At 63.4% G+C, this 25,570-nt stretch carries 14 protein-coding genes; 7 read left to right on the top strand and 7 right to left on the bottom strand.

Annotated elements, in window-relative coordinates; all coding sequences use genetic code 11:
• Positions 1–18 precede the first annotated feature (18 nt).
• Genes AC1RMX_RS23710 through AC1RMX_RS23695 form a run of 4 tightly spaced genes read left to right on the top strand, consistent with a single transcriptional unit; the run spans position 19 to position 3,487 of the window.
• The gene (locus AC1RMX_RS23710; RefSeq protein ID WP_102620413.1) at positions 19–948 is read left to right on the top strand and encodes a metal ABC transporter substrate-binding protein; all 930 of its coding nucleotides are present in this window, start codon (positions 19–21) and stop codon (positions 946–948) included.
• The gene (locus tag AC1RMX_RS23705) at positions 945–1,688 is read left to right on the top strand and encodes a metal ABC transporter ATP-binding protein (RefSeq protein ID WP_192558605.1); all 744 of its coding nucleotides are present in this window, start codon (positions 945–947) and stop codon (positions 1,686–1,688) included. Before AC1RMX_RS23710 ends, AC1RMX_RS23705 begins: the two co-directional genes overlap by 4 nt.
• Entirely contained in the window at positions 1,688–2,587 is a 900-nt protein-coding gene (locus tag AC1RMX_RS23700) for a metal ABC transporter permease (protein WP_096821123.1), read from the top strand. The genes AC1RMX_RS23705 and AC1RMX_RS23700 overlap by 1 nt, the downstream gene beginning before the upstream one ends.
• On the top strand, positions 2,588–3,487 hold the full coding sequence (locus AC1RMX_RS23695; RefSeq protein ID WP_096821122.1) for a metal ABC transporter substrate-binding protein: 900 nt from the start codon (positions 2,588–2,590) through the stop codon (positions 3,485–3,487).
• Positions 3,488–3,558: 71 nt separating this feature from the next.
• Here the strand turns inward: AC1RMX_RS23695 and AC1RMX_RS23690 are convergent, their stop codons facing one another.
• The 5 genes from AC1RMX_RS23690 to AC1RMX_RS23670 all read right to left on the bottom strand — a co-directional run bounded on the left by AC1RMX_RS23690 (position 3,559) and on the right by AC1RMX_RS23670 (position 8,012).
• Entirely contained in the window at positions 3,559–3,783 is a 225-nt protein-coding gene (locus AC1RMX_RS23690) for an MbtH family protein (RefSeq protein WP_096821121.1), read from the bottom strand.
• A gap of 83 nt (positions 3,784–3,866) precedes the next feature.
• On the bottom strand, positions 3,867–5,279 hold the full coding sequence (locus AC1RMX_RS23685) for an aspartate aminotransferase family protein (protein WP_192552118.1): 1,413 nt from the start codon (positions 5,277–5,279) through the stop codon (positions 3,867–3,869).
• A gap of 143 nt (positions 5,280–5,422) precedes the next feature.
• Positions 5,423–5,908, bottom strand: a complete 486-nt coding sequence (locus AC1RMX_RS23680; protein WP_096821119.1) for a GNAT family N-acetyltransferase — start codon at positions 5,906–5,908, stop codon at positions 5,423–5,425.
• 101 nt (positions 5,909–6,009) lie between these two features.
• A complete protein-coding gene (locus AC1RMX_RS23675; protein ID WP_096821118.1) occupies positions 6,010–7,332 on the bottom strand; it encodes an ATP-binding protein in 1,323 nt (440 codons plus the stop codon).
• The gene (locus tag AC1RMX_RS23670) at positions 7,332–8,012 is read right to left on the bottom strand and encodes a response regulator (RefSeq protein ID WP_085607085.1); all 681 of its coding nucleotides are present in this window, start codon (positions 8,010–8,012) and stop codon (positions 7,332–7,334) included. The genes AC1RMX_RS23675 and AC1RMX_RS23670 overlap by 1 nt, the downstream gene beginning before the upstream one ends.
• Positions 8,013–8,165: 153 nt before the next feature.
• Here AC1RMX_RS23670 and dsbD point away from each other — a divergent pair, with 153 nt between their 5' ends.
• From dsbD to dsbG, 3 genes are read left to right on the top strand one after another with little or no spacing between them, the layout of a single operon-like run.
• Positions 8,166–9,899, top strand: coding sequence for a protein-disulfide reductase DsbD (gene dsbD / locus AC1RMX_RS23665; RefSeq protein WP_493073146.1), 1,734 nt, complete (start codon positions 8,166–8,168; stop codon positions 9,897–9,899).
• On the top strand, positions 9,899–10,774 hold the full coding sequence (locus tag AC1RMX_RS23660; protein ID WP_493073145.1) for a TlpA family protein disulfide reductase: 876 nt from the start codon (positions 9,899–9,901) through the stop codon (positions 10,772–10,774). The genes dsbD and AC1RMX_RS23660 overlap by 1 nt, the downstream gene beginning before the upstream one ends.
• Positions 10,750–11,520 (top strand): thiol:disulfide interchange protein DsbG, encoded by a 771-nt coding sequence (gene dsbG, locus AC1RMX_RS23655; RefSeq protein ID WP_096821115.1) that lies wholly within the window; start codon positions 10,750–10,752, stop codon positions 11,518–11,520. The genes AC1RMX_RS23660 and dsbG overlap by 25 nt, the downstream gene beginning before the upstream one ends.
• 80 nt (positions 11,521–11,600) lie before the next feature.
• On the opposite strand, the gene AC1RMX_RS23650 is transcribed toward dsbG, so the two are convergent.
• Together AC1RMX_RS23650 and AC1RMX_RS23645 are read right to left on the bottom strand one after the other, a co-directional pair.
• Entirely contained in the window at positions 11,601–12,413 is an 813-nt protein-coding gene (locus tag AC1RMX_RS23650) for an alpha/beta fold hydrolase (protein ID WP_096821114.1), read from the bottom strand.
• Between the two features lie 122 nt (positions 12,414–12,535).
• Positions 12,536–25,534 (bottom strand): non-ribosomal peptide synthetase, encoded by a 12,999-nt coding sequence (locus AC1RMX_RS23645; RefSeq protein WP_493073144.1) that lies wholly within the window; start codon positions 25,532–25,534, stop codon positions 12,536–12,538.
• Positions 25,535–25,570 lie beyond the last annotated feature (36 nt).

The raw sequence follows: 25,570 nt of genomic DNA, 5'->3' as shown, positions 1-25,570 counted from the left end.
AGAGAAGACCGCTTGCCCATGCCTAGTTCATCTCAACGCCGTCCTTTCCTGCGCCTGCTGCTGATCGGCCTGTGCGCCTGCCTGCTGAGCCCGCTGGCCAGCGCCGATCCGGCCAAACGCCTGCGCATCGGCATCACCCTGCACCCTTATTACAGCTATGTGGCGAACATCGTCGGCGACAAGGCCGACGTCGTGCCGCTGATTCCCGCCGGCTTCAACCCGCACGCCTACGAACCCCGTGCCGAAGACATCAAGCGCATCAGCGGGCTGGACGTGATCGTGCTCAACGGCGTCGGCCATGACGACTTCGCCGACCGCATGATCGCCGCCAGCGAAACACCGAACATCAAGACCATCGAAGCCAACGAGAACGTGCCGCTGCTGGCCGCCACCGGAGTCGCAGCGCGCGGTGCCGGCAAAGTGGTGAACCCGCACACGTTCCTGTCGATCAGCGCCTCGATTGCCCAGGTCAACAACATCGCCCGGGAACTCGGCAAGCTCGACCCGGATAACGCCAAAACCTACACCCAGAACGCCCGCGCCTACGGCAAACGCCTGCGGCAGATGCGCGCCGATGCCTTGGCCAAACTGACCCAGGCGCCAAACGCCGAACTGCGGGTCGCCACGGTGCACGCCGCTTACGACTACCTGCTGCGCGAGTTCGGCCTGGAAGTGACGGCGGTGGTCGAGCCGGCCCACGGCATCGAACCAAGCCCGAGCCAGTTGAAGAAAACCATCGATCAACTGCGCGAACTGGATGTGAAGGTGATCTTCTCCGAGATGGATTTCCCGTCCACTTACGTCGAGACCATTCAACGCGAATCCGGTGTGAAGCTGTACCCGCTGTCGCACATTTCCTACGGCGAATACACCGCCGACAAGTACGAAAAGGAAATGACCGGCAACCTCAACACCGTCGTTCGGGCAATTCAGGAGTCCGGCGCATGACGGCTCAGGAAAACCTCTCAATCATCAGCAGTGGCCCGACTCTGGATTTTTCGGAAGTCAGCCTGACGCTGGGTCGCACGACGATTCTGGACAAGGTGACCTTCCAGGTGCAGCCCGGCAGCGTGCACGCACTGGTGGGCCCCAACGGCGGCGGCAAGAGTTCGCTGATCAAGACCCTGCTCGGGCAGATGCCGCATCAGGGTCGGCTCAGCCTGCAATGGCCCGGCGAGCCCGGCACTATCGGCTACGTGCCGCAGGCGCTGGAATTCGATCGAGGTCTGCCGATGACCGTCGATGATTTCATGGCCGCCATGTGTCAGCGTCGCCCGGCGTTTCTCGGCCTGAGCAAACGCTACGCCGGCGCCATCGGTGAGGCGCTGGAGCGGGTCGGCATGCAGGACAAACGCAAGCGCCGGATGGGCGCGTTGTCCGGCGGTGAGCGCCAGCGAGTGCTGCTCGCTCAAGGCCTGATCCCCGCCCCGCAATTGCTGGTGCTCGATGAACCGATGTCGGCCCTGGACGAAGCCGGGATCCAGGTGTTCGAACGCCTGCTTGGCGACTGGCGCGCGGCGGGCATCACCGTGCTGTGGATCGAACACGATCTGGAAGCCGTCGGGCGTCTGGCCAATCGCGTCACCGGCCTCAACCGCCGGGTGCTGTTCGACGCCACCCCGCAACAGGCCCTGACCCCGGAACGTCTGCTGACCCTGTTTTCAACCCATCCACGGAGCGCTGCCTGATGAGTTACGAAGCCTTTCGTTTGATGGTGCAGGGCTGGGCCACCTCCGGTTACCTGCCGGAAGCCCTGGCCTACGGTTTTGTGGTCAACGCGCTGCTCGCCGGCCTGTTGATCGGCCCGGTGCTCGGCGGCCTCGGCACACTGGTGGTGGTCAAGCGCTTCGCGTTTTTCTCCGAGGCAGTCGGCCACGCGGCACTGACCGGCGTGGCCATCGGCATCCTGCTCGGCGAGCCCTACACCGGGCCGTACGGCAGCCTGTTCGGCTACTGCCTGTTGTTCGGCATTCTGCTCAACTACCTGCGCAACCGTACCGGCCTGGCCCCGGACACGCTGATCGGCGTGTTCCTGTCGGTGTCCCTGGCGCTGGGTGCCAGCCTGCTGCTGATCCTGGCGGGCAAGATCAACGTGCACATTCTGGAAAACGTGCTGTTCGGCTCGGTGCTGACGGTCAACGGCAATGATCTGGCGGTGCTGGCCATCGTCGGTTCGCTGGTGATGGCCCTGGCCTTGCCGCTGTACAACCGCATCATGCTCGCCAGTTTCAACCCACAACTGGCAGCGGTGCGCGGTGTTGCCGTGAAGACTCTGGATTACCTGTTCGTGATTCTGGTGACCCTGATCACCGTCGCGGCGGTAAAAGTCATTGGCGCGATTCTGGTCGGCGCGCTGCTGGTGATTCCGGCAGCGGCGGCTCGTTTGCTCAGCCAGTCGCTCAAGGGCTTTTTCTGGTGCTCGGTGCTGATCGCCACGGTCAGTACGCTGTGCGGGATTCTCGCGCCCATCGTGTTCGACCTGCCGATTCCGTCCGGCGCCGCGATCATCTTGGTCGCCGGTATCGGCTTCGCCCTCGCCGCCATTGCCCGGGGCGTCGTCCCCAGTCTGAAAGGGAACCTTGGATAAATGTCTTTCTCACTGCGACAACTTGCCCTGGCCATCGCCCTGAGCGGCGCTGTCTCCAGCCCTTTGCTGGCCGCCGAAAAAACCTTGCGCGTGCTGGCCTCGTTGCCAATCACCTACGGTCTGGGTGAAGTGCTGCTCAAGGGCACCGACATCAGCCTCGAACGCGCAGCGCCGGCGAATCTGCCGGGCAGCCGCCAGACCGCGTACTTCACCGGACGCGGTGCTCCAGAGCTGAGCAAACTGGCCACCGGCGCCGATGCGGTGATCGGCGTGCGCTCGCTGTGGGCCGATGATCCGCTGTACCCGATTGCCCGACGCAGCAACATCCGCATCGTCGAAGTCGATGCCGCCCGCCCGGTGGACGGCGCCCTGCCCGGCATCGCCGTGCAGCCGGGACTGAAAGTCGATGGCCTGAACAGCCAACCGTGGCTGGCCAGCAACAATATGGGACGCATGGCTGACGTGATGGCGGCAGACCTGGTGCGTCTGGCGCCGAAGGACAAACCGAAGATCGAGGCCAATCTGGCCGCATTGAAACAGCGCCTGCTGAAACTCAGTGCCGATAGCGAGGCGCGTCTGGCCAGTGCCGACAATCTGAGCGTGATGAGCCTGAGCGATCACTTCGGCTATCTGATCGGCAGCCTGAACCTGGAGTTGATCGGACAGGACCCGCGACCGGACGCCGAATGGACACCGGAAGATCTGAAGAAGTTGACCGCCACGCTCAAGGACAACGACGTGGCGGTGGTGCTGCACCATCGGCAACCGTCGGACGCCGTGAAAGCGGCAATTGCCGAGTCGGGCAGTCATTTGCTGGTGCTGAGCACCGATGCGGCGGATCCTGTGGCAGAACTGGAAGGGAATGTGGATGCACTGCTCAAGGGTTTGAGCGGCGCGTAAAACCGCTCCTCCGGACATGAAAAAACCCGCTGACTGTTTCCAGTCCAGCGGGTTTCTTTTTGGCCGGTGACTTACTGTGCAGCCGCTTGCGCGTCCATCTTCTGGCGCAGGCTCAGCGGACGCATGTCGGTCCAGGTTTCTTCGATGTAGGCCAGGCATTCCTTTTTCAGGCCGCTCTTGCCCACGGTGCGCCAGCCTTCCGGAATGGCCTTGTAATCCGGCCAGATCGAGTACTGCTCTTCGTGGTTGACCACGACCTGAAAGAGGATGTCCTCGCGGTCGAATACTGACGTCATGCTGTGTCTCCATCGTTGTAGGGGTGGGCTGCACGGTGGGTGCAGCCGGGTATGTAGAAGGAACGTTCGGCGCGGCGAAAAATTTACAGGGCAGCGGTCGCGGCGCTCAGTGCACGACCGAAGATCTCGGCGACGCGGTCGATTTCAGCGGCGGTGATCACCAGCGGCGGCAGGAACCGCACCACCGCGCCATGCCGCCCGCCCAATTCCAGAATCAGGCCACGCTTGAGGCACTCGCGCTGCACCAGCGGCGCCAGACGGGCGAAGGCCGGTGGATGGCCCAGCGCGTCCGGCGCACCGTTCGGATCGACCAGCTCGACGCCGAGCATCAGGCCACGACCACGAATGTCGCCCAGTTGCGGGAAGTCACGCTGCAGGATGTGCAGGTGCTCGCTCAAGCGTTCGCCCATGGCGGCGGCGTGTTCGCAGACCTTGTGCTCGACCAGGTAACGCATCACCGCGGAACCGGCGGCCATCGCCATCTGGTTGCCACGGAAGGTGCCGGCGTGGGCGCCCGGCTGCCAGGTGTCGAGCCAGTCGCGGTAAACCACCACCGCCAGCGGCAGGCTGCCGCCGATGGCTTTGGACAGCACGACCACGTCCGGGGTGATGCCGGCGTGCTCGAAGGCGAACATCTTGCCGGTGCGGGCGAAACCGCTCTGGATCTCGTCGACGATCAGTGCAACACCCGCCTTTTCGGTGATGCGACGCAGACCGCGCAGCCACTCGATGTCCGCCGGAATCACACCGCCCTCGCCCTGCACCGCCTCGACGATCACCGCCGCCGGCAATTGCACACCGGCCTCCGGGTCGTTGAGCAGGTTTTCCAGGTAACTCAGGTTGGCCTTCACACCCGCCGCGCCACCGAGGCCGAACGGGCAACGGTAGTCATACGGGAACGGCATGAATTGCACGCCATTGCTGAGCAGCGCGCCCAGCGGCTTTTTCGGCCCCAGGCTGCCCATCAGGCTCAACGCGCCCTGACTCATGCCGTGGTAACCGCCGGAGAACGACAGCACGGTGCTGCGTCCGGTGGCGGTACGTACCAGTTTCAGCGCGGCTTCCACGGCGTCGGTGCCGGTCGGGCCGCAGAACTGGATTTTCGCTTCCTTGGCCAATGCTGGAGGCAGCAACCCGAACAGGTCCTGAACGAATTGATCCTTCACCGGCGTGGTCAGGTCGAGGGTGTGCAGCGGCAGCTCATCGGCCAGCACCTGCTGGATGGCCTCGATTACCACCGGGTGGTTGTGCCCCAGCGCCAGGGTGCCGGCACCGGCCAGGCAATCGATGAACGTGCGGCCTTCAACGTCTTCGACATACAGGCCCTTGGCACGCTTCAGCGCCAGGGGAATGCGCCGCGGGTAGCTGCGGGCATTGGATTCCTGCTGGCTCTGGCGGGCCAGCAGCGGCGATTCATTGAACTGATACAGCGTTTCCGCCGGCGCGGAGGCGATCCGGGCCGACGACTCTTCGATAAGGCTGGTGGCGACTGACATCTCTCGACCCCTCAATTCGCTATGGATAGTGACCAAAACTGCACACCGCACAGGTGCGCGTTCCGGTCGCGGGGCGCACATGCAGGTTTTCCTGTTCTGGAAACGCACCAGCCCCTCAAGGATTTACACCCTTGAGCGAGTTGTCATGCCGACAGCGGCAGCGACTTGTGCATCGGCAGGCTGCGCATGCCGTGGCGAATGAGCGGCGGCGCCGATTCGCGATACCCCAGACGCCGATAAAAGGCTTCACCGGTGCGGGTGCTGGTGAGCACGGAACGGGCGCTGCCGCGAGTCAGCAACCAGCCTTCAAGGTCAGCCATCAGGGCCCGGCCGACGCCCCGGCGAAACCATTCCGGCTGCACATGACAAAGAGTGACATCGCCGTCGGCCAGCGCCATGCCGACGCCCACCGGTCGGCCCTGCATCAGGGCGATGTTCAGATAACGCTGTGGATCGGTGAGCCAGGCACTGATGTGTTCCGGCGATTGCTGGCGGATCCAGGCATCGACAAGGTGGGGGTCGTTACGATGGTCGAGCGCACAACCGACGCGGATCGAACGCTCGATGATGCGGCTGATGATGCCGGCATCGGCCGGGGTGGCCGGGCAAATGTAGATGGATGCATCCATGGCGCTGTTTCCCTCAATCCATTGAGTCAAAGGCTGGGGCGACAATAGCGTCGTGGCCGGCCGATGACCAATGGAGAGAGGTTACATTTGATGTGCCGGGCTCAGGCCGGTTGCAGCGGCATGGTCAGCTCGACCCGCAAGCCATCCGGGCGACTGTCGAAATGCAGGGTGCAGGCACAGCGTTGGACAATTGCCTGGACAATCGCCAGCCCGAGCCCGCAGCCGGTGCTCTGGCCGTTACGCCAGAACCGTTGGGTCAGGTGTTGCAGATCGTCCGGCGCAATCCCCGGCCCATGATCGCGAACCACGAAGCGCACGCGGTTGCCGGTGGTTTCCAGGCTCAGCTCCACGGCGCCTTCCGTCGGGGTATGGCGCAGGGCGTTATCGAGCAGATTGCGCAAGGCCGCGATCGACAACACTGCCGGCATTTGCAGAGGCGCGCCGGACAACTTTTCGGGCAGATGCAGTTTGATCCGTTGACGCTCGCCGCTGGCGGAGTCCTGAATCGCCAGTTTCGCCACTTGCTCGGCGCTGCACTGCACGCCGTCGTCGAACGACAGACTGCCCTCGACCCGGGCCAGCAACAGCAATTGCTCCAGGGTTCGATGCAAGCGATCGGCGCCCTCCTCGGCCCGGGCCAGGGACTGATCGCGGGCACTGCCTTCGGTCATGCGCGCCACTTGCAGGTGGGTCTTGATCGCCGTCAGCGGGCTGCGCAGTTCATGGGCGGCGTCACCGGTCAGGCGACGTTCGCGCTCGATGGTCTTGCCGATGCGCTGGAACAGCTGATTCTGGGTCTCGAGCAGGGGTTTCAGTTCGCTGGGGAATGATTGCAACTGCAACGGTTCGAGCGAGTCGGCATTGCGGCGCATCAAGGCTTCGCGCAAGCGATTGAGCGGCGCCAGCCCCTGACCGATCCCCAGCCACAGCAGGCACAGGCAGCCAAGCAGCGCCACACCCACCGGCACCGAAGCCGCCAGCAGGATCGACATGTTCAAGGCTTCACGCTCGATCACCCGGTCAGCGGTGGTGATGCGCACATCGCCCCGGGCCAGGGTGAAGGTGCGCCAGGGTGCGCCGTCGATCATCTGGTCATGGAAGCCCATTTTCTGGGCTTCCAGTGCCTGTTCCGGATTGTTGTGGCTGCGGGCGAGGATTTCGCCGCGCAACGAGCTGACCTGACAGGCCATGCCGCCGGGAATATTCAGTTGTTCGGCGCTGAAGTGAGTGCCCTCGCCTTTGCTCGGTATCGCCGGCAATTGCTCCAGCAACCCAGCGACCATCCGCGCCGAAGCCACCAGCCGCTGGTCGAGGGAAAACATCATCTGGTTGCGCAGGTCGCTGAGCATCCAGGCCGCCGCCAAGGCCCAGATCAGCGCGAATGCGGCGCCGAGGGTCAGGCTCAGGCGCAGGCGCAGACTCATCACTTGTCAGGTTCTCCACCATCGGCCGGGCCCAGGCGATAGCCCAGACCACGTACGGTTTCGACGATGCCCTTGCCGAGTTTGCTGCGCAGGTGGTGGATGTGCACGTTCAGTGCGTTGCTCTCCAGTTCATCGTTGAAACCGTAGACGCTGTCCTTCAATTGCTCGGTGGACAGCACCCGGCCACGGTTATGCAGCAAGGCTTGCAGCAGGGATTGTTCGCGACGGGACAGGTCCACCGAACGGCCCGCCAGGGTGGTTTCGCGGCTGCTCGGGTCGTAAGTCAGCGCGCCGTGCTCGATCAGGTTGACGCTACGCCCGGCCACGCGGCGCAGCAGGGTTTGCAGACGAGCGAACAGTTCGCGCAAATCGAACGGCTTGAGCAGGTAATCGTCGGCGCCGGACTGCAAACCGTCGACCCGGTCGGTGACCGAATCCCGCGCAGTGAGGATCAGCACCGGAATCTCCAGGCCCTGCTGGCGCAGTTGCTGCAGCAGTTTGAGGCCATCTTCGTCCGGCAAACCGAGGTCGAGCACCATCACGTCGAATTCGGCAACCTTGAGGATCGCCCGCGCCTTGGAGGCGGTGTTGACGTGTTCGACCGTCAAGCCCTGGGCCGTCAGCCCGGCGACGATGCCACTGGCGATCAACTCATCGTCTTCGCAAACCAGTACGTGCATGGTGAGTCCCGTAGAAAAATGCCGATTAGGCGGTTGGCCGATTAAGCTGACATTATGCCCCGAACGCCACAGCGACAAGGGCGCCGCGGTTAATCATCGGTTAATCGCCGCCGCCCATTGTGCTCATCACTTGCACAGGGACAAGGCTCCTCCATGCGTCATATTTTTTTATTGTTTGCACTGTTGATTTCGGGTCTGGCCCAGGCAGGGAACGATCCTTTTGCGACAAAACCGGAATTTCTCCCGGTCGACAAGGCCTTCGTGCTGACGTCCGAACGTCTGGATTCCGGCGAAACCCAACTGTTCTGGCAAATCGCCGACGGTTACTACCTGTATCAGAAACGCCTGAAATTCGATGGGCTGGCGGCGGAAAACGCCCCAGCGCTGCCCGAAGGCGAATCCCACAGTGACGAGTATTTCGGCGAGCAACCGGTCTATCGCCAGGGCCTCGAACTGAAAATTCCTGCAGCAGCCAAAGGCCAGATCAAGGTCAGTTATCAGGGCTGCGCCGATGCCGGCCTGTGCTATCCACCACAGACTCGCGTGATCGACCTCGGTGGCAAAGCGGCCGCTGCGGCGACGGATGAGGCACAGGATCAAGCGCTGGCCAGCGGCCTGCAACAGCACTCGCTGGGCTGGAGCCTGCTGGTGTTCTTCGGTCTCGGCCTGTTGCTGGCCTTTGCGCCGTGCTCGTTACCGATGTTGCCGATTCTGGCCGGTATGGTGGTTGGCAGCGGTGCCACGCCACGTCGTGGTTTTGCGCTGGCCAGCAGCTATGTGGTTTGCATGGCGCTGGTGTATGCGGCAATGGGCGTCATCGCGTCCCTGTTGGGAGCGAACCTTCAGGCGTGGTTGCAAAACCCGTGGCTGCTCGGGACGTTCGCAGTGGTGTTTGTGATTCTGGCACTGCCGATGTTCGGCTTCTTTGAACTGCAATTGCCGGTCGCACTGCGTGATCGACTGGAGCACGCCTCGCGCAGTCGCAGCGGCGGCAGCCTGGTTGGCGCCGGTGTACTCGGTGCGCTGTCCGGCCTGCTGGTCGGGCCGTGCATGACCGCGCCGCTGGCCGGTGCTCTGCTCTACATCGCGCAAAGCGGCAATGCGCTGCACGGTGGCTTGATCCTGTTTGCCCTCGGTATCGGCATCGGCATCCCGCTGTTGGTGCTGGTGACGGTCGGCAATCGTTTCCTGCCGAAACCCGGCGCGTGGATGAACCTGCTCAAAGGCATATTCGGTTTCCTGTTCCTCGGCACGGCGGTGCTGATGCTGCGTCCGGTACTGGACTCGTCGCTGTGGCTTGCGCTGTGCGGTGCATTGCTGCTGATCGCGGCCTACAGCGCCTGGAAACAGTCCGAAGGCTTCGGCCGGGTCGCCCAGTTGTTCGGTGCCAGCTCGCTGTTGCTGGGACTGTGGGGCGGATTGTTGGTGGTGGGTGCAGCGGGCGGCAGCGATGATCCGTTTCAACCGTTGCAGGTGTACAGCGCCGGGCGCACCGGGGCGGCGGCAACAAACGGCCATGAAGCGTTCACTACGATCAACACTCCCGCAGCCCTGCAACGCGAACTCGACGCGGCCAAGGCTCAGGGCCAGTGGGTACTGCTCGATTACTACGCCGACTGGTGCAAGTCGTGCAAGATCATGGAAAAGAAGGTATTCGGCCAGGCACGGGTGATGCAGGCCCTGAGCGATGTGCGCTTGCTGCGCGTCGACGTCACCGATGACAACGCCGCCAGCAGCGAACTGCTTGGCCGCTACAAAGTGCCGGGACCACCCACTTTTGTGTGGATCGGCGGCGACGGTGAAGAGCGTCGCAGCCAGCGCATCACTGGCGAGGTCGATGCCGACACCTTCCTGCAACACTGGACCACCACCCGAGACGCCCGTTAATGCTGACTTTCACCCTCGGCACCTTTGCCATTGCGCTTAACCACCTGTTGCTGATCAGCGCCCTGGCGCTGGCGACCTTCGTCGGCTGGCGGGTGGCCAAGCGCGGTGGCGATAACCCCGAGTCGGCGCTGTTCAGTCTGTTCCTGCTCGGGATGCTCGCAGCGCGCGTCGCGTTTGTTGCCGTGTACTGGGGACATTACCGCAACGATCCGTGGCAGATCATCGACCTGCGTGACGGTGGTTTTCTCGCCTGGCCGGGGGTGATCGTATTGCTGCTGGCAGCGCTGTATCGCGGCTGGCGGCGGCCGGGTTTGCGTCGACCGTTGGGGTTCGGCGTGGTCAGTGGCGTGGCATTCTGGTTGCTGGCCACCCTGTCGCTGAGCCTCTACGAGCAAGGCACACGTCTGCCGGACATCACCCTGCGCAACGCCGCCGGGGAAACCGTGAAACTCGCCGACTATCAGGGCGGCCCGCTGGTGATCAACCTGTGGGCCACCTGGTGCCCGCCATGCCGACGCGAAATGCCGGTGCTGGAAAACGCCCAGCAGCAACGCCCGGACCTGACGTTCCTGTTCGTCAATCAGGCCGAAAGCATGCAAAGCGTCGCGACCTTCCTCGAAACCCAGGGTCTGAGCCTGAACAACGTGCTGTTCGACCGCAGCGGTCATCTGGGCCAGGCCGTGGGTTCCATGGCATTGCCGACTACGCTGTTCTACAGCCCCGAAGGTCAATTGCTGGCCAGTCATCTGGGCGAGTTGTCGAACGCCAGTCTGGCTCGAGCCTTGGAAAACTTCGACATCCCCAATCCGAATACGAACGCCGCACCGGCCACCTCTGCAAGGAAACTGCCATGCCCCGCCTCCGCCACCTGCTGACGCTGACTCTGGGCGCTGCCCTGCTGCACTTGCCGTCGGTGCAGGCCGCTGAAGAATTGCCTGACGCGATCAAGAAGATCGAAGCCAAGGGCGCAAAAATCGTCGGCCAGTTCGACGCGCCCGACGGCCTGCGTGGCTACGCCGCGCAATACCAGAACCGGGGCATGGCGCTGTACCTGACGCCGGACGGCAAGCACGTGTTGTTGGGCAACCTGTACGACGCCGACGGCAACGACCTGAGCAGCGCACCGCTGCAAAAACTGGTCTACGCGCCGATGGCCAAGGAAGTCTGGGCCAAGTTCGAAGCCAGCAACTGGATTCAGGACGGCAACAAGGATGCACCGCGCACGGTGTACCTGTTCAGCGACCCGAACTGCCCGTACTGCAACATGTTCTGGGAACAGGCCCGCCCATGGGTCAAGGCCGGCAAGGTGCAGTTGCGCCACATCATGGTCGGCATCATCCGCGAAGACAGCCCGGCCAAATCCGCCGCGCTGCTGGCCGCCAAAGACCCGGCCAAGGCCCTGGAAGAACACGAAAAGGCCGGCACAGCCAGCACGCTCAAGGCCTTGAAGAACATTCCGGCCGCCGTGCAGACCAAACTCGCAGCGAACATGCAGTTGATGGAGGACCTGGAATTACAGGCCACCCCGGCGATCTTCTATATGGACGACAAGGGTGAGCTGCAACAACAGCAAGGCGCGCCGACGCCGGACAAGCTGGCGAAGATTCTCGGGCCGAAATAAGCAGGACCAAAAGATCGCCGCGCGTCGCAGCGCCTACAGGAAACACACACCTGTAGAAGCTGCGACGCGCGGCGATCTTGTTAATGGCGCTCCGCCAGGAAGCTGAACAACACCTCCGTCACAAACTCCGGATTCTCCAGATTGGAGATATGCCCGGCCTCGGGCACCAGCACACTCGGGCAGCCGATCAGCTCGGCCATCTCCTTGGCTTCCGACGGTGGACGGGGTTTGTCCTGATCGCCACAGACCACCAGTGTGGTCGCCGCATTCAGCTCGCCCAGACGCGGCAACAGGTCATCACGGCCAAAGGTGATGCGCCCCATCGGCACGATGCTTTGACGCAGGCGATCAGCGGAATAACCCGCGAGTTTTGCGCGGAAATCCTGATACAACGCCGACTGCGGATCGATGCCCGGACGGAAGAAGATCGGCACCACAATATCGAGCAACTGCTCGGAGATCTCGCCGCTTTCTTCGATCTGCTTGAACAGGGAAAAGTAATACTGACGGGTCGGTTCCGGCTCGACGCCGACGTAGGTGTCCATCAGTACCAGACCGTTGAGCCGCTGCGGTGCCGACAGAGCAAGGCGCACACCCCACATGCCGCCGACCGACAACCCGACCAGCGTCACCCGGTCGATGTCCAGATGATCGAGCAAGGCCAGCGCCTGGCGTGCGATGTCATCCAGTGATGTGGTGCCTTCAGGCAAACGCCCCGATTCACCATGGCCCCACAGATCCAGAGCAATCACCCGATAGTGAGGCGACAACGCAGCGATCTGCGGTGCCCACATGGCCTGATCCCACAGGTAGCTGCCAGCCAGCAGCACCGCCGGGCCTGTGCCTTGATCAATGTAATGAAGCGCTTGTCCGTCCACCGTGAAGAAAGGCATCGACTACCCCCGCGACAAAAAAAAGAGAACCGGCAGCCTGAGCTGCCGGTTCTCGATCGTCAACCTTGGAAATGTACGTGAATGTACCGGTTGAAATGTGTTGAACGCACAGGCGCTGAAGACTACAAACCTTCCAGCGCCGCCATCAGATCATTCAACCGATCCACCTTCTCTTCGGTAATGTCACTGGCCGCCAGCCCTTCGATGTACTCGGCCAGTTCCTCCACCGTGCTGCACTCGAACATCGCTCGCAGCGGCACATCCCGTTGCAGGGTTTTCTGCACTCGCGAGGCGATTTGTGTGGCGAGCAGCGAGTGGCCACCGAGTTCGAAGAAGTTGTCGCGGACCCCGACCTTCTCGACCTTCAGCACCTCGGCCCAGATATCGGCCAGGGTCTGCTCCAGTTCGCTGCGCGGTGCCAGGTAATCCTGACTCTGCAACTGGCCGATCTCCAGCGCCGGCAAGGCCTTGCGGTCGAGTTTGCCGTTGGCGTTGAGCGGCAACCGATCGAGCCACAACCAGTGCAGCGGCACCATGTATTCCGGCAGTTCGGCGCGCAGGCGCTGCTTGATCCGCTCCAGCCGTTCGCTCTGATTCAGTGCGGAATCTGCGGCCACAAGGTAGCCGACCAGATGCTTGCCGTTGACACCTTCCTGCACACCCACCGCACCATCGCGGACTTCCGGTTGTTCGTGCAGTCGCGCTTCGATTTCACCCAGCTCGATCCGGTAGCCACGGATCTTCACCTGATGGTCTACCCGGCCGACGTATTCCAGCACCCCGTCGCTGCGACGGCGCGCTAGGTCACCGGTGCGATACAGACGCTCGCCCGGCCCGCCGAACGGATTCGGCACGAACACCGGCGCGGTGCGCAGCGGATCGCTGACATAACCACGACCGACACCGGTGCCGGCCACGCACAATTCGCCCACCGCACCCAGCGGCACCAGATCCAGCGCGCCATCGAGCAGGTACAGCAAGTTGTTGTCGGTCGGCGTACCGATCGGCAGGTAACTGCCGCGAGTCGAAGCCAGATCGACACGGAAGAACGCCACGTCGTCCGAGCACTCCGCCGGGCCGTAAGCGTTGACCAGACCGATGTCCGGATAACGCAGCAGCCATTGGTGCGCCAGTTCCGGCGGCATTGCTTCACCCGTCGGCAGCATCCAGCGCAGGCCATCCAGGCTCAAACGATCCGAGGCGAGCATGCCCTGGATCAGCGACGGCACGCTTTCCAGCACGGTGATGCCCTGCTGCTGCACATGCACCAGCAAACCTTGCGGATCGTGGGCGATGGTGTTCGGCACGATGTCCACCCGCGCCCCGAACAGCGGCGCGGCGAGGAACTGCCAGACCGAAATGTCGAAGCTTTGCGACGCGGTCTGGGCGATCACATCGGCGTCGCTCAGATTCAGGTACGGCACCTTGCTCAACTGGTTGTTGAGCATGCCGCGCTGCTCGACCATCACGCCCTTCGGCAAACCGGTGGAGCCCGAGGTGTAGATCACGTAGGCCAGGTTGTCCGGGCCGCTGAAGAGGCCCGGATTCGCCGACGACACCGCGCCCGCCTGAACCTCTTCCCACACCAGCAGGCGTGGACGGTTGGCGCAGCTGAATTCATCCAGCAAGGTCGTCGCCTGTTCACGGCAAGCCTCGGTGCACACCAGCACCGGCGTGCGACTGAGCTCAATGATGCGTTGCAGACGCTGACTCGGCAGCCCCGGGTCCAGCGGCAGGTAACCGGCACCGGCCTTGAAGCTGCCGATGATCATGCCCAGCAGATCCAGATTGCGCTCACCCAGCAACGCCACCGGTTGATCGATCTGCACCCCGGCCGCGACCAACGCGTGGCCGAGACGGTTGGCGTTGTGATTCAGTTGCTCGTAGCTCAATTGCTGATCGAGGCAACTGGCGGCAATGCGTTGCGGATGTTGCGCGACCTGTGCTTCGAACAGTTCGACGTAGCTCTGCTCCAGCGGATAGTCGTGCTCACTCTGGTTGCAGCCGTGGAGCAGGAAATCCTGTTCATCAAAGCCCAGCAGCGGCAGGTCTGCCATGTCGCCATGGAAGCCGTCGACCAGCGCCAGCAACAGACGCTTGAACTCGCCGAGCATGCGCTCGATGGTCGACTCGTCGAAGTAACGCTGGTCGTAAGACAGGTGCAGACCGAGGTCATCACCCGGGTAGCACACCGCCGTCAACGGAAAGTTGGTGTGAGTACGGCCCGAATCCGACGTCGCGTTGAGGCTCTGCGCCCGGTCCAGCACCGAGACTTCCACCGGGGCGTTTTCGAACACGAACAGGCTGTCGAACAGCGGCTGGCCCTTCGGCAATTCGCTCTGCTCCTGGATGTTCACCAGCGGCAGGTATTCGTACTCGCGCAGTTGCATGTTGCTGTCGAGCAGACCGCTCAGCCACTGACGCACACTGGCCCGCTGATCGTCCGCCGGGATCTGCACCCGCAGCGCGATACTGTTGATGAACAGGCCGACGGTGCGTTGCATCTCAGGCATTTCCACCGGACGCCCGGCCACGGTCACGCCGAACAGCACGTCGCGATCACCGCTCATGCGTCGCAGCACCAGTGCCCACGCCGCTTGGGCGAAGGTGTTGATGGTCAGTTGATGGGCCTGGGCCAACTCGCGCAGACGGGCGCCATCCTCGACATTCAGTCGGGTGTAGCGGTCGCCGACGATCATGCCGCCGCTTTCGCCAGCGTGTTCACGCAGGAACGGACGGTCGCTCGGGATCGGCGTGGTGCGCTCGAACCCTTGCAGGTTCTGCTGCCACCACTGACGCGCCTCGGCCAGGCTCTGGCGTTGCAGCCAGCCGATGTAATCGCGGTAGCGCGGCGGCACCGCCAATTGCGCTTCGCGACCTTCGCCCAGAGCGGTGTAGATCTCGAAGAAATCGTTCATCAGCAGCGAGCGGCACCAGGCATCGATCAGGATGTGGTGGTTGCTCATCATGAACCAGTACCGCGCCGCGCCAACCTTGATCAGGCGCAGGTGGAACGGTGCCTGATTGAGCAGATCGAAGCCGGCTTCGCGCTCGGCCTTGAGCAGCGCTTGCAGTTTCGGCTCCTGCTCGGCGTCAGCGATGGCGCTCCAGTCCAGGTACTCGATCGGCGTGCGACCCGGTGTGTGGATCACTTGCAACATGTCTTCGCCGACGTTCCAGCAGAACGACGCACGCAGCGCTTCATGACGGGCGATCACCGCTTGCCACGACTGGGCGAAACGCTCGGGGTCGAGTTCGCTGTTGATGCGATAGCGATCCTGCATGTAGTACAGACCGGTGCCCGGCTCCAGCAAGGTGTGCAGCAGCATGCCTTCCTGCATCGGGGTCAGCGGGTACACATCTTCAATGTGCGCCGCCGGCACCGGCAGTGCGTCGAGTTGCGCCTGGGTCAGTTTCGCCAGCGGGAAGTCCGATGGCGTCAGACCACCGGCCTCGTCCTGCAGGCAATGTTCGATCAGGCTCTGCAACTCACCGACGTAGGCATCGGCCAAGTCGTTGATGGTCTGGGCGTCGTAACGTTCGGCGCTGAAGGTCCAGCGCAGCAGCAGTTCCCCGCCGTACACCTGACTGTCGACGCTCAACTCGTTCGGCAGTGGTGCGTGCGGATCGTGGGCGGCACCGACCGATTCATCCAGCGGACGGAACAGCGCATCGCTGCCGAAACTCTGGTCGAACTGGCCGAGGTAGTTGAAGGTGATCGGCGCGTTCGGCAACGCTGCCATGCTCTGGCGGCTGGCGTCATCGGCCAGATAACGCAGCACACCATAACCCAGGCCTTTGTGTGGCACAGCGCGCAGTTGTTCCTTGATCGCCTTGATCGAAGCGCCCTGCCCGGCAGCTTCTTCGATGTTGTGCGGAGTCAGGCGCAACGGATAAGCACTGGTGAACCAGCCGACGGTGCGGGTCAGGTCGATCTCGTCGAACAGGGTTTCGCGGCCGTGGCCTTCCAGTTGAATCAGCGCCGACGCTTGACCGCTCCAGCGGCACAGCACGCGGGCCAGCGCGGTCAGCAACAGATCGTTGACCTGCGTGCGATAGGCGCTCGGTGCCTGTTGCAGCAGTTGTTTGGTTTTTTCTGCATCCAGACGCACGCTGACGGTTTGCGCATGGCGATTCTCGCGGCCACCCTCAGGACGTTCGCACGGCAAATCGGCAGCCGGACCGGCCAGTTGCGCCTGCCACCAGCTCAGTTCTTCACGCAGGGATTCACTGCCGGCGTAGGCCTGCAAGCGTGCCGCCCAGTCCTTGAAGGCGCTGGTTTTCGCCGGCAGTTTCACCGACTGATCGGCGTCGAGCTGGCGATACACGGTTTGCAGATCGTCGAGCAGAACGCGCCACGACACACCGTCGACCACCAGGTGATGGATCGCGATGAACAGTCGTTGCTGACCTTCCGGTCCGTCAATCAACAAGGCGCGCACCAGCGGGCCCCGCTCCAGGTCGAGACTGCGCTGGGCGTCGGCGAACAGTGCGGCACACTTGTCCATCGATGGCACGCGCATTTGCCACAACACCGCGGCATCGGTCACCGGTTGATGGGTTGCTTGCCATGCGCTGTTGATCTCGCTGAAGCGCAGACGCAAAGCGTCATGCTGCTCGATCACGGCCAGCAACGCCTGTTCCAGACGATGCGGTTCAAGCGCCACAGTCGGCTCCAGCAACAACGCCTGGTTCCAGTGCTGACGCTCGGGAATCTCGGTGTCGAAGAACCAGTGCTGGATCGGCGTCAGACGCGATTCGCCGGAGACCAGACCTTGTTCGGCCGTCACGGTTTCACTGCGACTGGCGACAGCGGCCAGCGTCTGTACAGTCTGGTGCTGGAACAGATCGCGAGGGCTGAAGTGAATGCCCTGCTGACGCGCGCGGCTGACCACTTGAATCGACAGGATCGAGTCGCCGCCCAGTTCGAAGAAATTGTCGTTGAGACCGACCTGCTCGACGTTGAGCACTTCGCACCAGATCTGCGCGAGGGTCTGCTCCAGCTCGTTGCTTGGTGCCACGTAATCCTGACGGTTCAGCTCCGGGTCCGGCGCCGGCAAGGCGCGACGGTCGAGCTTGCCGTTGGCGGTCAGCGGCATGCTGGCCAGCAGAATCAAATGCGTCGGCACCATGTAGTCCGGCAATTGCGTCTTCAGGTGCGCCTTGAGGGCTTCGCGCAGTTCTGCTTGCTCGGCTTCGCTTCGCGAAGCGACCTCGGTCACGAGATAGCCGACCAGTTGCTTGCCGCTCGGTGCATCCAGCGCCAGCACCACCGCTTCGCGGATCGAAGCGTGATCGAGCAGGCGGGTTTCGATCTCGCCCAGTTCGATCCGGAAACCACGGATCTTCACTTGATGGTCGATCCGCCCGAGGTATTCCACCAGACCATCGGCGCGCTGGCGCACCAGGTCGCCGGTGCGGTACATGCGCCCGCCATTGGCGGCAAACGGGTCGGCGACGAAACGTTCGGCAGTGATGCCGGCGCGGTCGTGATAACCCTGGGCCAGGCCGGCGCCGCCGACGAACAACTCACCGGTCGCGCCTTGCGGCACCAGTGCCAGATCGGCGTCGAGTATGTAGGCCACGCGATCTCCGATCACGCTGCCGATCGGCACGCTGCCGGCGCCCTCTTCCAAGACTTCCGGCGCCAGACCGGCCAACGGCATGACCACGGTTTCGGTCGGACCATAAGCGTTGAAGAACAGGCTTGGCTTGAACGCCGCGCGAATCCGTTGCAGGTGTTCACCGGTCAGCGCTTCGCCGCCGGTGATGATCATGCGCACCGGCAGGATGTCGTTTTGCGTCGCGAGGAACTGCGCCAACTGGCTGCCGTAGCTCGGGGTGAAGCCGAGAATATTGATCCGATGTTCGCGAATCAGGCCGCAGATTTCTTCCGCGTGCCACTGTCCTTGCGCACGCAGTACCACCTGCGCACCGCTGAGCAGCGGCACCAGCAGACGCTCGGTGGCGGCGTCGAAGTTGATCGAATAGAAGTGCAGTTCACAATCGTCCGCACGCATGCCGAAGCGTTCGATCACGGCCTGACAGTGCATGGCGATTTCACCGTGGGACACCACCACGCCTTTCGGCTTGCCGGTGGAGCCCGAGGTGTAAATCAGGTACGCCTGATGCTGCGGCAGGCTGATAAATGGCAGCTCGGTGGCCGGGTAATCGGCCAGCGCGGCGCTGTCGTCTTCCAGACACCAGCGCGCCACATTCGGCGGCAGTTCGCCGAGGGCTTTGAACATCGCCCGGTCGCTGAGCAGCAGGCCGACGCGGCTGTCTTCGATCATGTAATGCAGGCGGTCGAGCGGGTACTCCGGGTCCAGCGGCACGTAGGCGCCGCCGGCCTTGAGGATCGCCAGCAGGCCGACGACCATTTCCAGCGAACGCTCCAGCGCCAGACCGACCCGCACTTGCGGGCCGACACCGCGTTCGCGCAGGGCCCAGGCCAGACGATTGGCGCGGGCGTCGAGTTCGGCGTAGCTCAGGGTCTGCCCGGCAAAGGTCAGGGCCGGCGCATCTTTGCGCGCCAGTGCCTGCTCGGCGAACAGGTGATGGATGCATTGATCGAGACGACGCTCGCCCGGTTCGACGCCAAGGCTGTCGAGCAAGTGTTGTTGCTCCGGGGCGTCGAGCAATGGCAGTTCGCTGAGACGTTGTTGCGGGTTGGCGATCAACGCTTCCAGCAGGTTGCGCCAATGTCTGGCCATGCGCGCGATGGTCGGCTCATCGAACAAGTCGGTGCTGTAAGTCAGGCAGCAACCGAGGCGATGGTCGAGGTCGGTGACTTCCAGGTTGAGGTCGAACTTGGTCGCCCGCGCATCGTTGGCCAGGTATTCGACAGTCATCCCGGCGAGCATGCGGCTCTGCTGGAATTCCCAGCGCTGCACGTTGCACATCACCTGGAACAGCGGGTTGTACGCCGCGCTGCGCGGTGGCTGCAAAGCTTCAACAAGATGATCGAACGGCAGGTCCTGATGGGACTGGCCTTCGATCACGGTGTGACGCACCTGCTCGAACAATTCGCCGACCGACATCTGGCCGTCGAGCTGGCAACGCAGCACCTGGGTATTGAGGAATGCACCGATCAGCCCTTCGCTTTCCGGACGGATACGGTTGGCCACGGGCGCGCCGATGCGCAGATCGGTCTGGCCGCTGTAGCGATAGAGCAACGTTGCAAGTGCTGCGGTCATGGTCATGAACAGGGTCAGACCGTTCTGCGCGTTGAACGCCCGAACGCGAGCGGCAAGGTCATCGCTGAGGTCGAAACGGAACAGTTCACCCTGGTGACTTTGCACCGGTGGACGCGGACGGTCGCCCGGCAATTCCAGCAGTGGGTGTTCGCGACCCAGTTGTGCGGTCCAGTAGTCGAGCTGACGCTGACGCTCGCCGGACTCCAGCCAGTTGCGTTGCCACACGCTGTAGTCGAGGTACTGTACCGGCAGCGGCTCCAGCGGCGAGTCGCGGTCATCGACGAACGCTTCGTACAGCGCGCTGAGTTCCCGGGCGAAGATGTCCATCGCCCAGCCTTCGGTGACAATGTGGTGCAGGGTCAGGACGAAGTAATGCTCTTGCTCGGCGGTCTTGACCAGACAGGCGCGCAGCAGCGGGCCGGTCTCCAGATCGAACGGCAAATGCGCTTCATCGTCGGCCAGTTGCTGGACCTTCTGCTCGCGCACATCAGCGGCGAATTTCGAGAAATCCTTCCAGTCCATGCGCATGCCGGTCTCGGCATGCACGTGCTGACGGGCCACACCGTCGACGCTCGGGAACGTGGTGCGCAGGGTTTCGTGACGCAGGATCAGCGCTTGCAGCGCCGCCTCGAAACGCCCGACATCCAGCACGCCACGCAGGCGCGCCATGCCGCCGACGTTGTACGCCGGGCTGTCCGGCTCCATCTGCCAGAGGAACCACATGCGCTGCTGGGAATAGGACAGCGGCACCGGTTTGCTGCGATCAACCTTGTCGATCGGCGGCTGTTTGTTGGTACGGCCGCTGGCCTGGATCTGGCGGATCTGCTCGGCGAAATCACCCAGTTCGCTGTGTTCGAACAAGGCACGCAACGGCAGCTCGACGTCGCAGGCCTGACGGGTGCGAGAAATGATTTGCGTGGCCAGCAGCGAGTGACCGCCGAGGGCGAAGAAGTCGTCGCGCAGACCGACTTGCTTCAGGCCCAGCACTTCACGCCAGATCGCAGCGATCTGCTGCTCCAGCTCGGTGACCGGCTCGACGTGTTCGCGCACTTGCCATTGCGGCTCGGGCAAGGCGCGGCGGTCGAGTTTGCCGCTCGGGCTCAGGGGCATCGCGTCCAGACGCATCAGTTGCGCCGGGACCATGTATTCCGGCAGCTCCGCAGCCAGTGCGGCTTTCAGGCGAGCGATCTGCGCGTCCTGATCTTCACTGGCATCAGTGGCGGTGAAGTAGCCGATCAGTTGCGGGCCGGCGACGGTTTCACGCACCAGCACGGCGGCCTGGGCGACGCCATCCTGAGCGAGCAGACGCGCTTCGATTTCTTCCGGCTCGACGCGGAAGCCGCGCAGTTTGACCTGCTGATCGAGACGGCCGAGGTATTCGATCACGCCATCGTGGGTCCAGCATGCGCGGTCACCGGTGCGGTACAGACGCGCGCCCTGCTCGCCCAGCGGATCGACCACGAAACGTTCGGCGGTCAGCGCCGGGCGGCCGAGGTAACCACGGGCCAGGCCGATACCGCTGATGCACAGTTCGCCCGGCACACCGGCCGGCACTGGATTGAGATCGTTGTCGAGCACGCGGCAGACCACGTTGCCCAGCGGACGGCCAATCGGCGAACGCTCGCCGTCGGCCACGCTGCAATGCCAGTGAGTGACGTTGATCGCGGTTTCGGTCGGGCCGTAGCGGTTGTGCAGTTGCACCGCCGGCAGTTGCGCCAGCACGCGGTTGCGCAGTTCCGCCGGCAGCGCTTCACCGCCGGAGAACACGCGGCGCAGGCTGGTGCATTCGGCGCTCAACGGTTCGTCGATGAACAGTGAAAGCAGCGGCGGTACGAAGTGCAGCGTGGTCACGCCGTACTGCTGAACCAACTGCGCGATGCGATGCGGATCGCGGTGTTCACCGGGGCCGGCGATCAGCAGGCGCGCGCCGGTGATCAGCGGCCAGAAGCATTCCCACACCGACACGTCGAAACTGATCGGCGCCTTTTGCATCAGCACGTCGGTGTCGTTCAGGCGATACGTGTTCTGCATCCATTGCAGACGTTCGGCCAGCGCCGCGTGAGTGTTGCCCACGCCTTTCGGCTGGCCGGTGGAACCGGAGGTGTAAATCACGTAGGCGAGGTTTTCGCCATGCAGGTGCAAACCCGGTGCCTGGCTCGGCCAGTTCTCCAGGTGCAGGGTGTCCATGGCGATCACGCTGACGCCTTCGCTGGCCGGCAAGCGGTCGAGCAATGCAGTCTGGGTCAGCAGCAGTTCGACGCCGCTGTCGCTGAGCATGTAGGCCAGACGATCGGCCGGGTAATCCGGGTCCAACGGCACGTAGGCGCCGCCGGCCTTGATGATTGCCAGCAAGCCGATCAGCAGTTGCGGCGAACGCTCGGCGGCGATGGCCACGCACACGTCCGGGCCGACGCCTTTGTCGCGCAGGTAATGGGCGAGACGGTTGGCCTGGGCGTGCAGTTCGGCGAAGTCGAGGCTGCCGCCGTCCCATATCAGGGCGGTGCGATCAGGGGTCTGACGGGCCTGTTCATTCAGCAGTTCCGGCAGCCATTGCTGAGCCGGCGTGCATGGGGCGACGCTCCACGCGTTTTGCTGAGTGTATTCGTCGGCGGTCAGCAGTGGCAGGTCACCAATTGCCTGATCCGGGCGCTCGCAGACAGCGCGCAGCAGGTTGCTGAAATGCTCGGCGAGACGCTCGATAGTCGCGGCGTCGAACAGCTCATCGGCATAGTCGAAGGACAGCGTCAGACGACCATTTCGGTCTTCTTCGCTGTGCAGTTGCAGGTCGAACTTGGCCTCGCGACTGTGCCACGGCAGTTCCTCGGCGAGCACGCCCGGCAGACGCTTGAGCGCACTCAGGTCGCGTTGCTGGTGGTTGAACATGACCTGGAACAGACCTTGTTCGCGAGCCTGCGGGAAGGCTTCGAGCAGTTGTTCGAACGGCAGGTCCTGATTCGCCTGAGCACCGAGCGCAGCCTGACGGGTTTGCGTCAGCAGTTCGGTGAACGGCAGACGCGATTCGACGTCAGCACGCAGTACCTGAGTATTGATGAAGAAGCCGATCAGGCCCTGGGTTTCCAGGCGCGGACGGTTGGCGTTGGGCACGCCGATGCGAATGTCGCGTTGACCGCTGTAGCGATGCAACAGGCTCTGGAGCGCCGAGAGCAACAGCATGAACGGCGTGGATTGATAGGCCTGGGCGGTTTGGCGAATGGCGTCGCTGAGGCTGATTCCCAGACGAACGCTGTGGCGTGCGGCGCTGTGAATTTGTTTGGCAGAACGTGGATGGTCGGTCGCCAGTTCCAGGGTCGGATGCTCATCACCCAACTGCGATTTCCAGTACGCCAGCTGCCGCTCGCCCTCGCCTTGCGCCAGCCACTGGCGCTGCCAGCCGCCGTAATCGGCGTATTGGGTGGGCAGCGGCGCGAGTTCGGCACGCTGACCTTGGGAAGCGGCGGCGTACAGGCGCGAGAACTCGTCGATCAATACGTTCAGCGACCAGCCGTCGGCGATGATGTGGTGCATCGTCACCAGCAACTGGTGATCTTCGTCATCGAGGCGAACCAGCGTCACCCACAGCAGCGGGCCTTTCTCCAGGTCGAACTGGCTGCGGGCTTCGTCTTCGCGAATCTGTTGTGCGCGTGCCTCACGCTCGGCGGCCGGCAGGTCGCTGATGTCGATCAGTTGCAGGTTGAACTCGCCCGCCACTTCGACCTGTTGCAGCGCCACGCCGTCGCGCTCGAAGAAACGTGTGCGCAGGGATTCGTGGCGCTCGATCAGTTGCTGGAAACTGGCGCGCAGTGCGTCTTCGTCCAGCTCGCCGCGCAGGCGCAGGGCGCCGGGAATGTTGTAGGCGCTGCTGTGCGGATCGAGTTGCCAGGTGATCCACAGACGGTTTTGCGCCAGGGATTGCGGCAGTGCTTCGTGGCGCGACAACGCGGTGATTTCGCCCTGGGCGCTGCCGCCGTCCTGTTGTTGTTGCGCCACGGCAGCGGCGAACGCGGACAGGGTTGGGGCTTCGAACAGCAGACGCAGATTGAGCTCCAGGCTCAGTTCTTCGCGTACCTTGGCGATCACTTGAGTTGCGGCGATCGAGTTGCCGCCGAGCAGGAAGAAGTGATCGTCGGCGTTGACTTGCTTGACGTTGAGTTGCTCGGCCCAGACCTTGCCGATCAGGGCTTCCAGTTCGGAGGCGGACGCGGTCGATTCGCTGGTTTCAGCGGTGGCCGACGGGAAGACCGCGTAGCTGTCGAGGCTGCCGTCAGCCAGACGATTGCGGCAGGCCGAACGTTGCAGCTTGCCGCTGGAGGTCTTCGGCAACGCCCCCGGATTGAGCAGCACCACCACGCTCGGTGCTTCCTGATAAGTCTCGGCCACCGCCTGACGGATGGCTTTGATCAGCGCTTCGGGCGGGAGGATTTTCTGCACGCTGCGGCTGATTTCCGCCGCGATGCCGATGCCTTCTTCGCCGTTCTGATTGACCGCGAACGCGGCGACGCGGCCCTTGCGCACCACCTCCACTTCGCTCTCGACCGTCTTCTCGATGTCCTGCGGATAGAGGTTGTGACCGCGCACGATCAGCATGTCCTTCAGGCGACCGGTGATGAACAGTTCGCCGTCGCGAATGAAGCCCAGGTCACCAGTGCGCAGCCAGGTCTGGCCGGCGTGCCGGACGAAAGTCTTGGCGCTGGCCTCGGGGTTGCGCCAGTAGCCGTGGGCGATGCTCGGGCCGGTGGCCCAGACTTCACCGACGGCGTTGTCGGCCAACTCTGCCAGCGTGGTCGGCTCGACGATCAGCACCGCATGATCAGGCTGGCTGATGCCGCAACTCATGATCGGGCTGCCCTCGCCCGCTTCGGCACGGTTCTGTGCCAGGGCTTGATCGTCGACGCGCAGGGCCGGAATGCCCGTGCCGCGAGGTGTGCCGGCGACGAACAGGGTCGCTTCCGCCAGACCATAGGACGCCATGAAACTGTTTTCGCTGAAACCACACGCAGTGAACTTCTCGGCGAAACGCTCGAGGGTGTCGAGACGGATCGGTTCGGAGCCGGAATAGGCGACGCGCCAGCGGCTCAGATCGAGACGCTCCAGCGCCGATTCGCTGACCCGCTCGCTGCACAGTCGATAGGCAAAGTCCGGCCCGCCGCTGATGGTGCCGCCGTATTGGCTGATCGCTTCGAGCCAGCGCAACGGCCGGCCGAGGAAGTACGCCGGCGACATCAGGATGCACGGCACGCCGCTGAAGATCGGCTGCAGCAGACCGCCGATCAGGCCCATGTCGTGGTACAGCGGCAGCCAGCTGACGATCACGTCGTCCGGGTTCACGTCGATACCGAAACCGTGACGGATCAACAGTTCGTTGGCCACCAGGTTGCCGTGGCTGACCTGTACACCCTTGGGCAGCGCGGTCGAACCGGAGGTGTATTGCAGGAAGGCGATGTGGTCTTGCGGCAAGGTCGGTTCGACCCAACGCTCGGCCAGCGAGGCGTCGAGGGTGTCGACGCATAACAGCGGCGGCGCACCTTCGATTTGCTGCAAGGCGTCGCGCAGGTCGGCGCTGGTCAGCAGCAGACGCGGTTCGGCGTCGGCAATGATCGACAGCAGGCGTTCCTGATGGTGACGCTTGGCCGATTCCGGCGGATAAGCCGGCACCGCGATCACGCCCGCGTACAGGCAACCGAAAAACGCCGCGACGTAATCCGGGCCGCTCGGAAACAGCAGCACCGCGCGATCACCGAATCCGGCCTCGGCCTGCAACGCTGCCGCGATGGTGCGCGCACGCTGATCGAGTTCGCGATAACTGAGCACCACAGCCTGCTCCTCGGTTTCAGCGAGAAAACGCAAGGCCAGCCGATCCGGCGTCAGAGCCGCGCGGCGCTGGAGGGCTTGGACCAGGGTGCTGGGGAGTTCGAACGCGTCGGTCATGAGGTTTCCTGCCTGAATTCGGCTTGCTGGTGGAAT

The organism is Pseudomonas sp. GW822-FHT03F04 (assembly GCF_058801405.1).
This window is presented reverse-complemented; position numbering and strand designations above follow the sequence as displayed.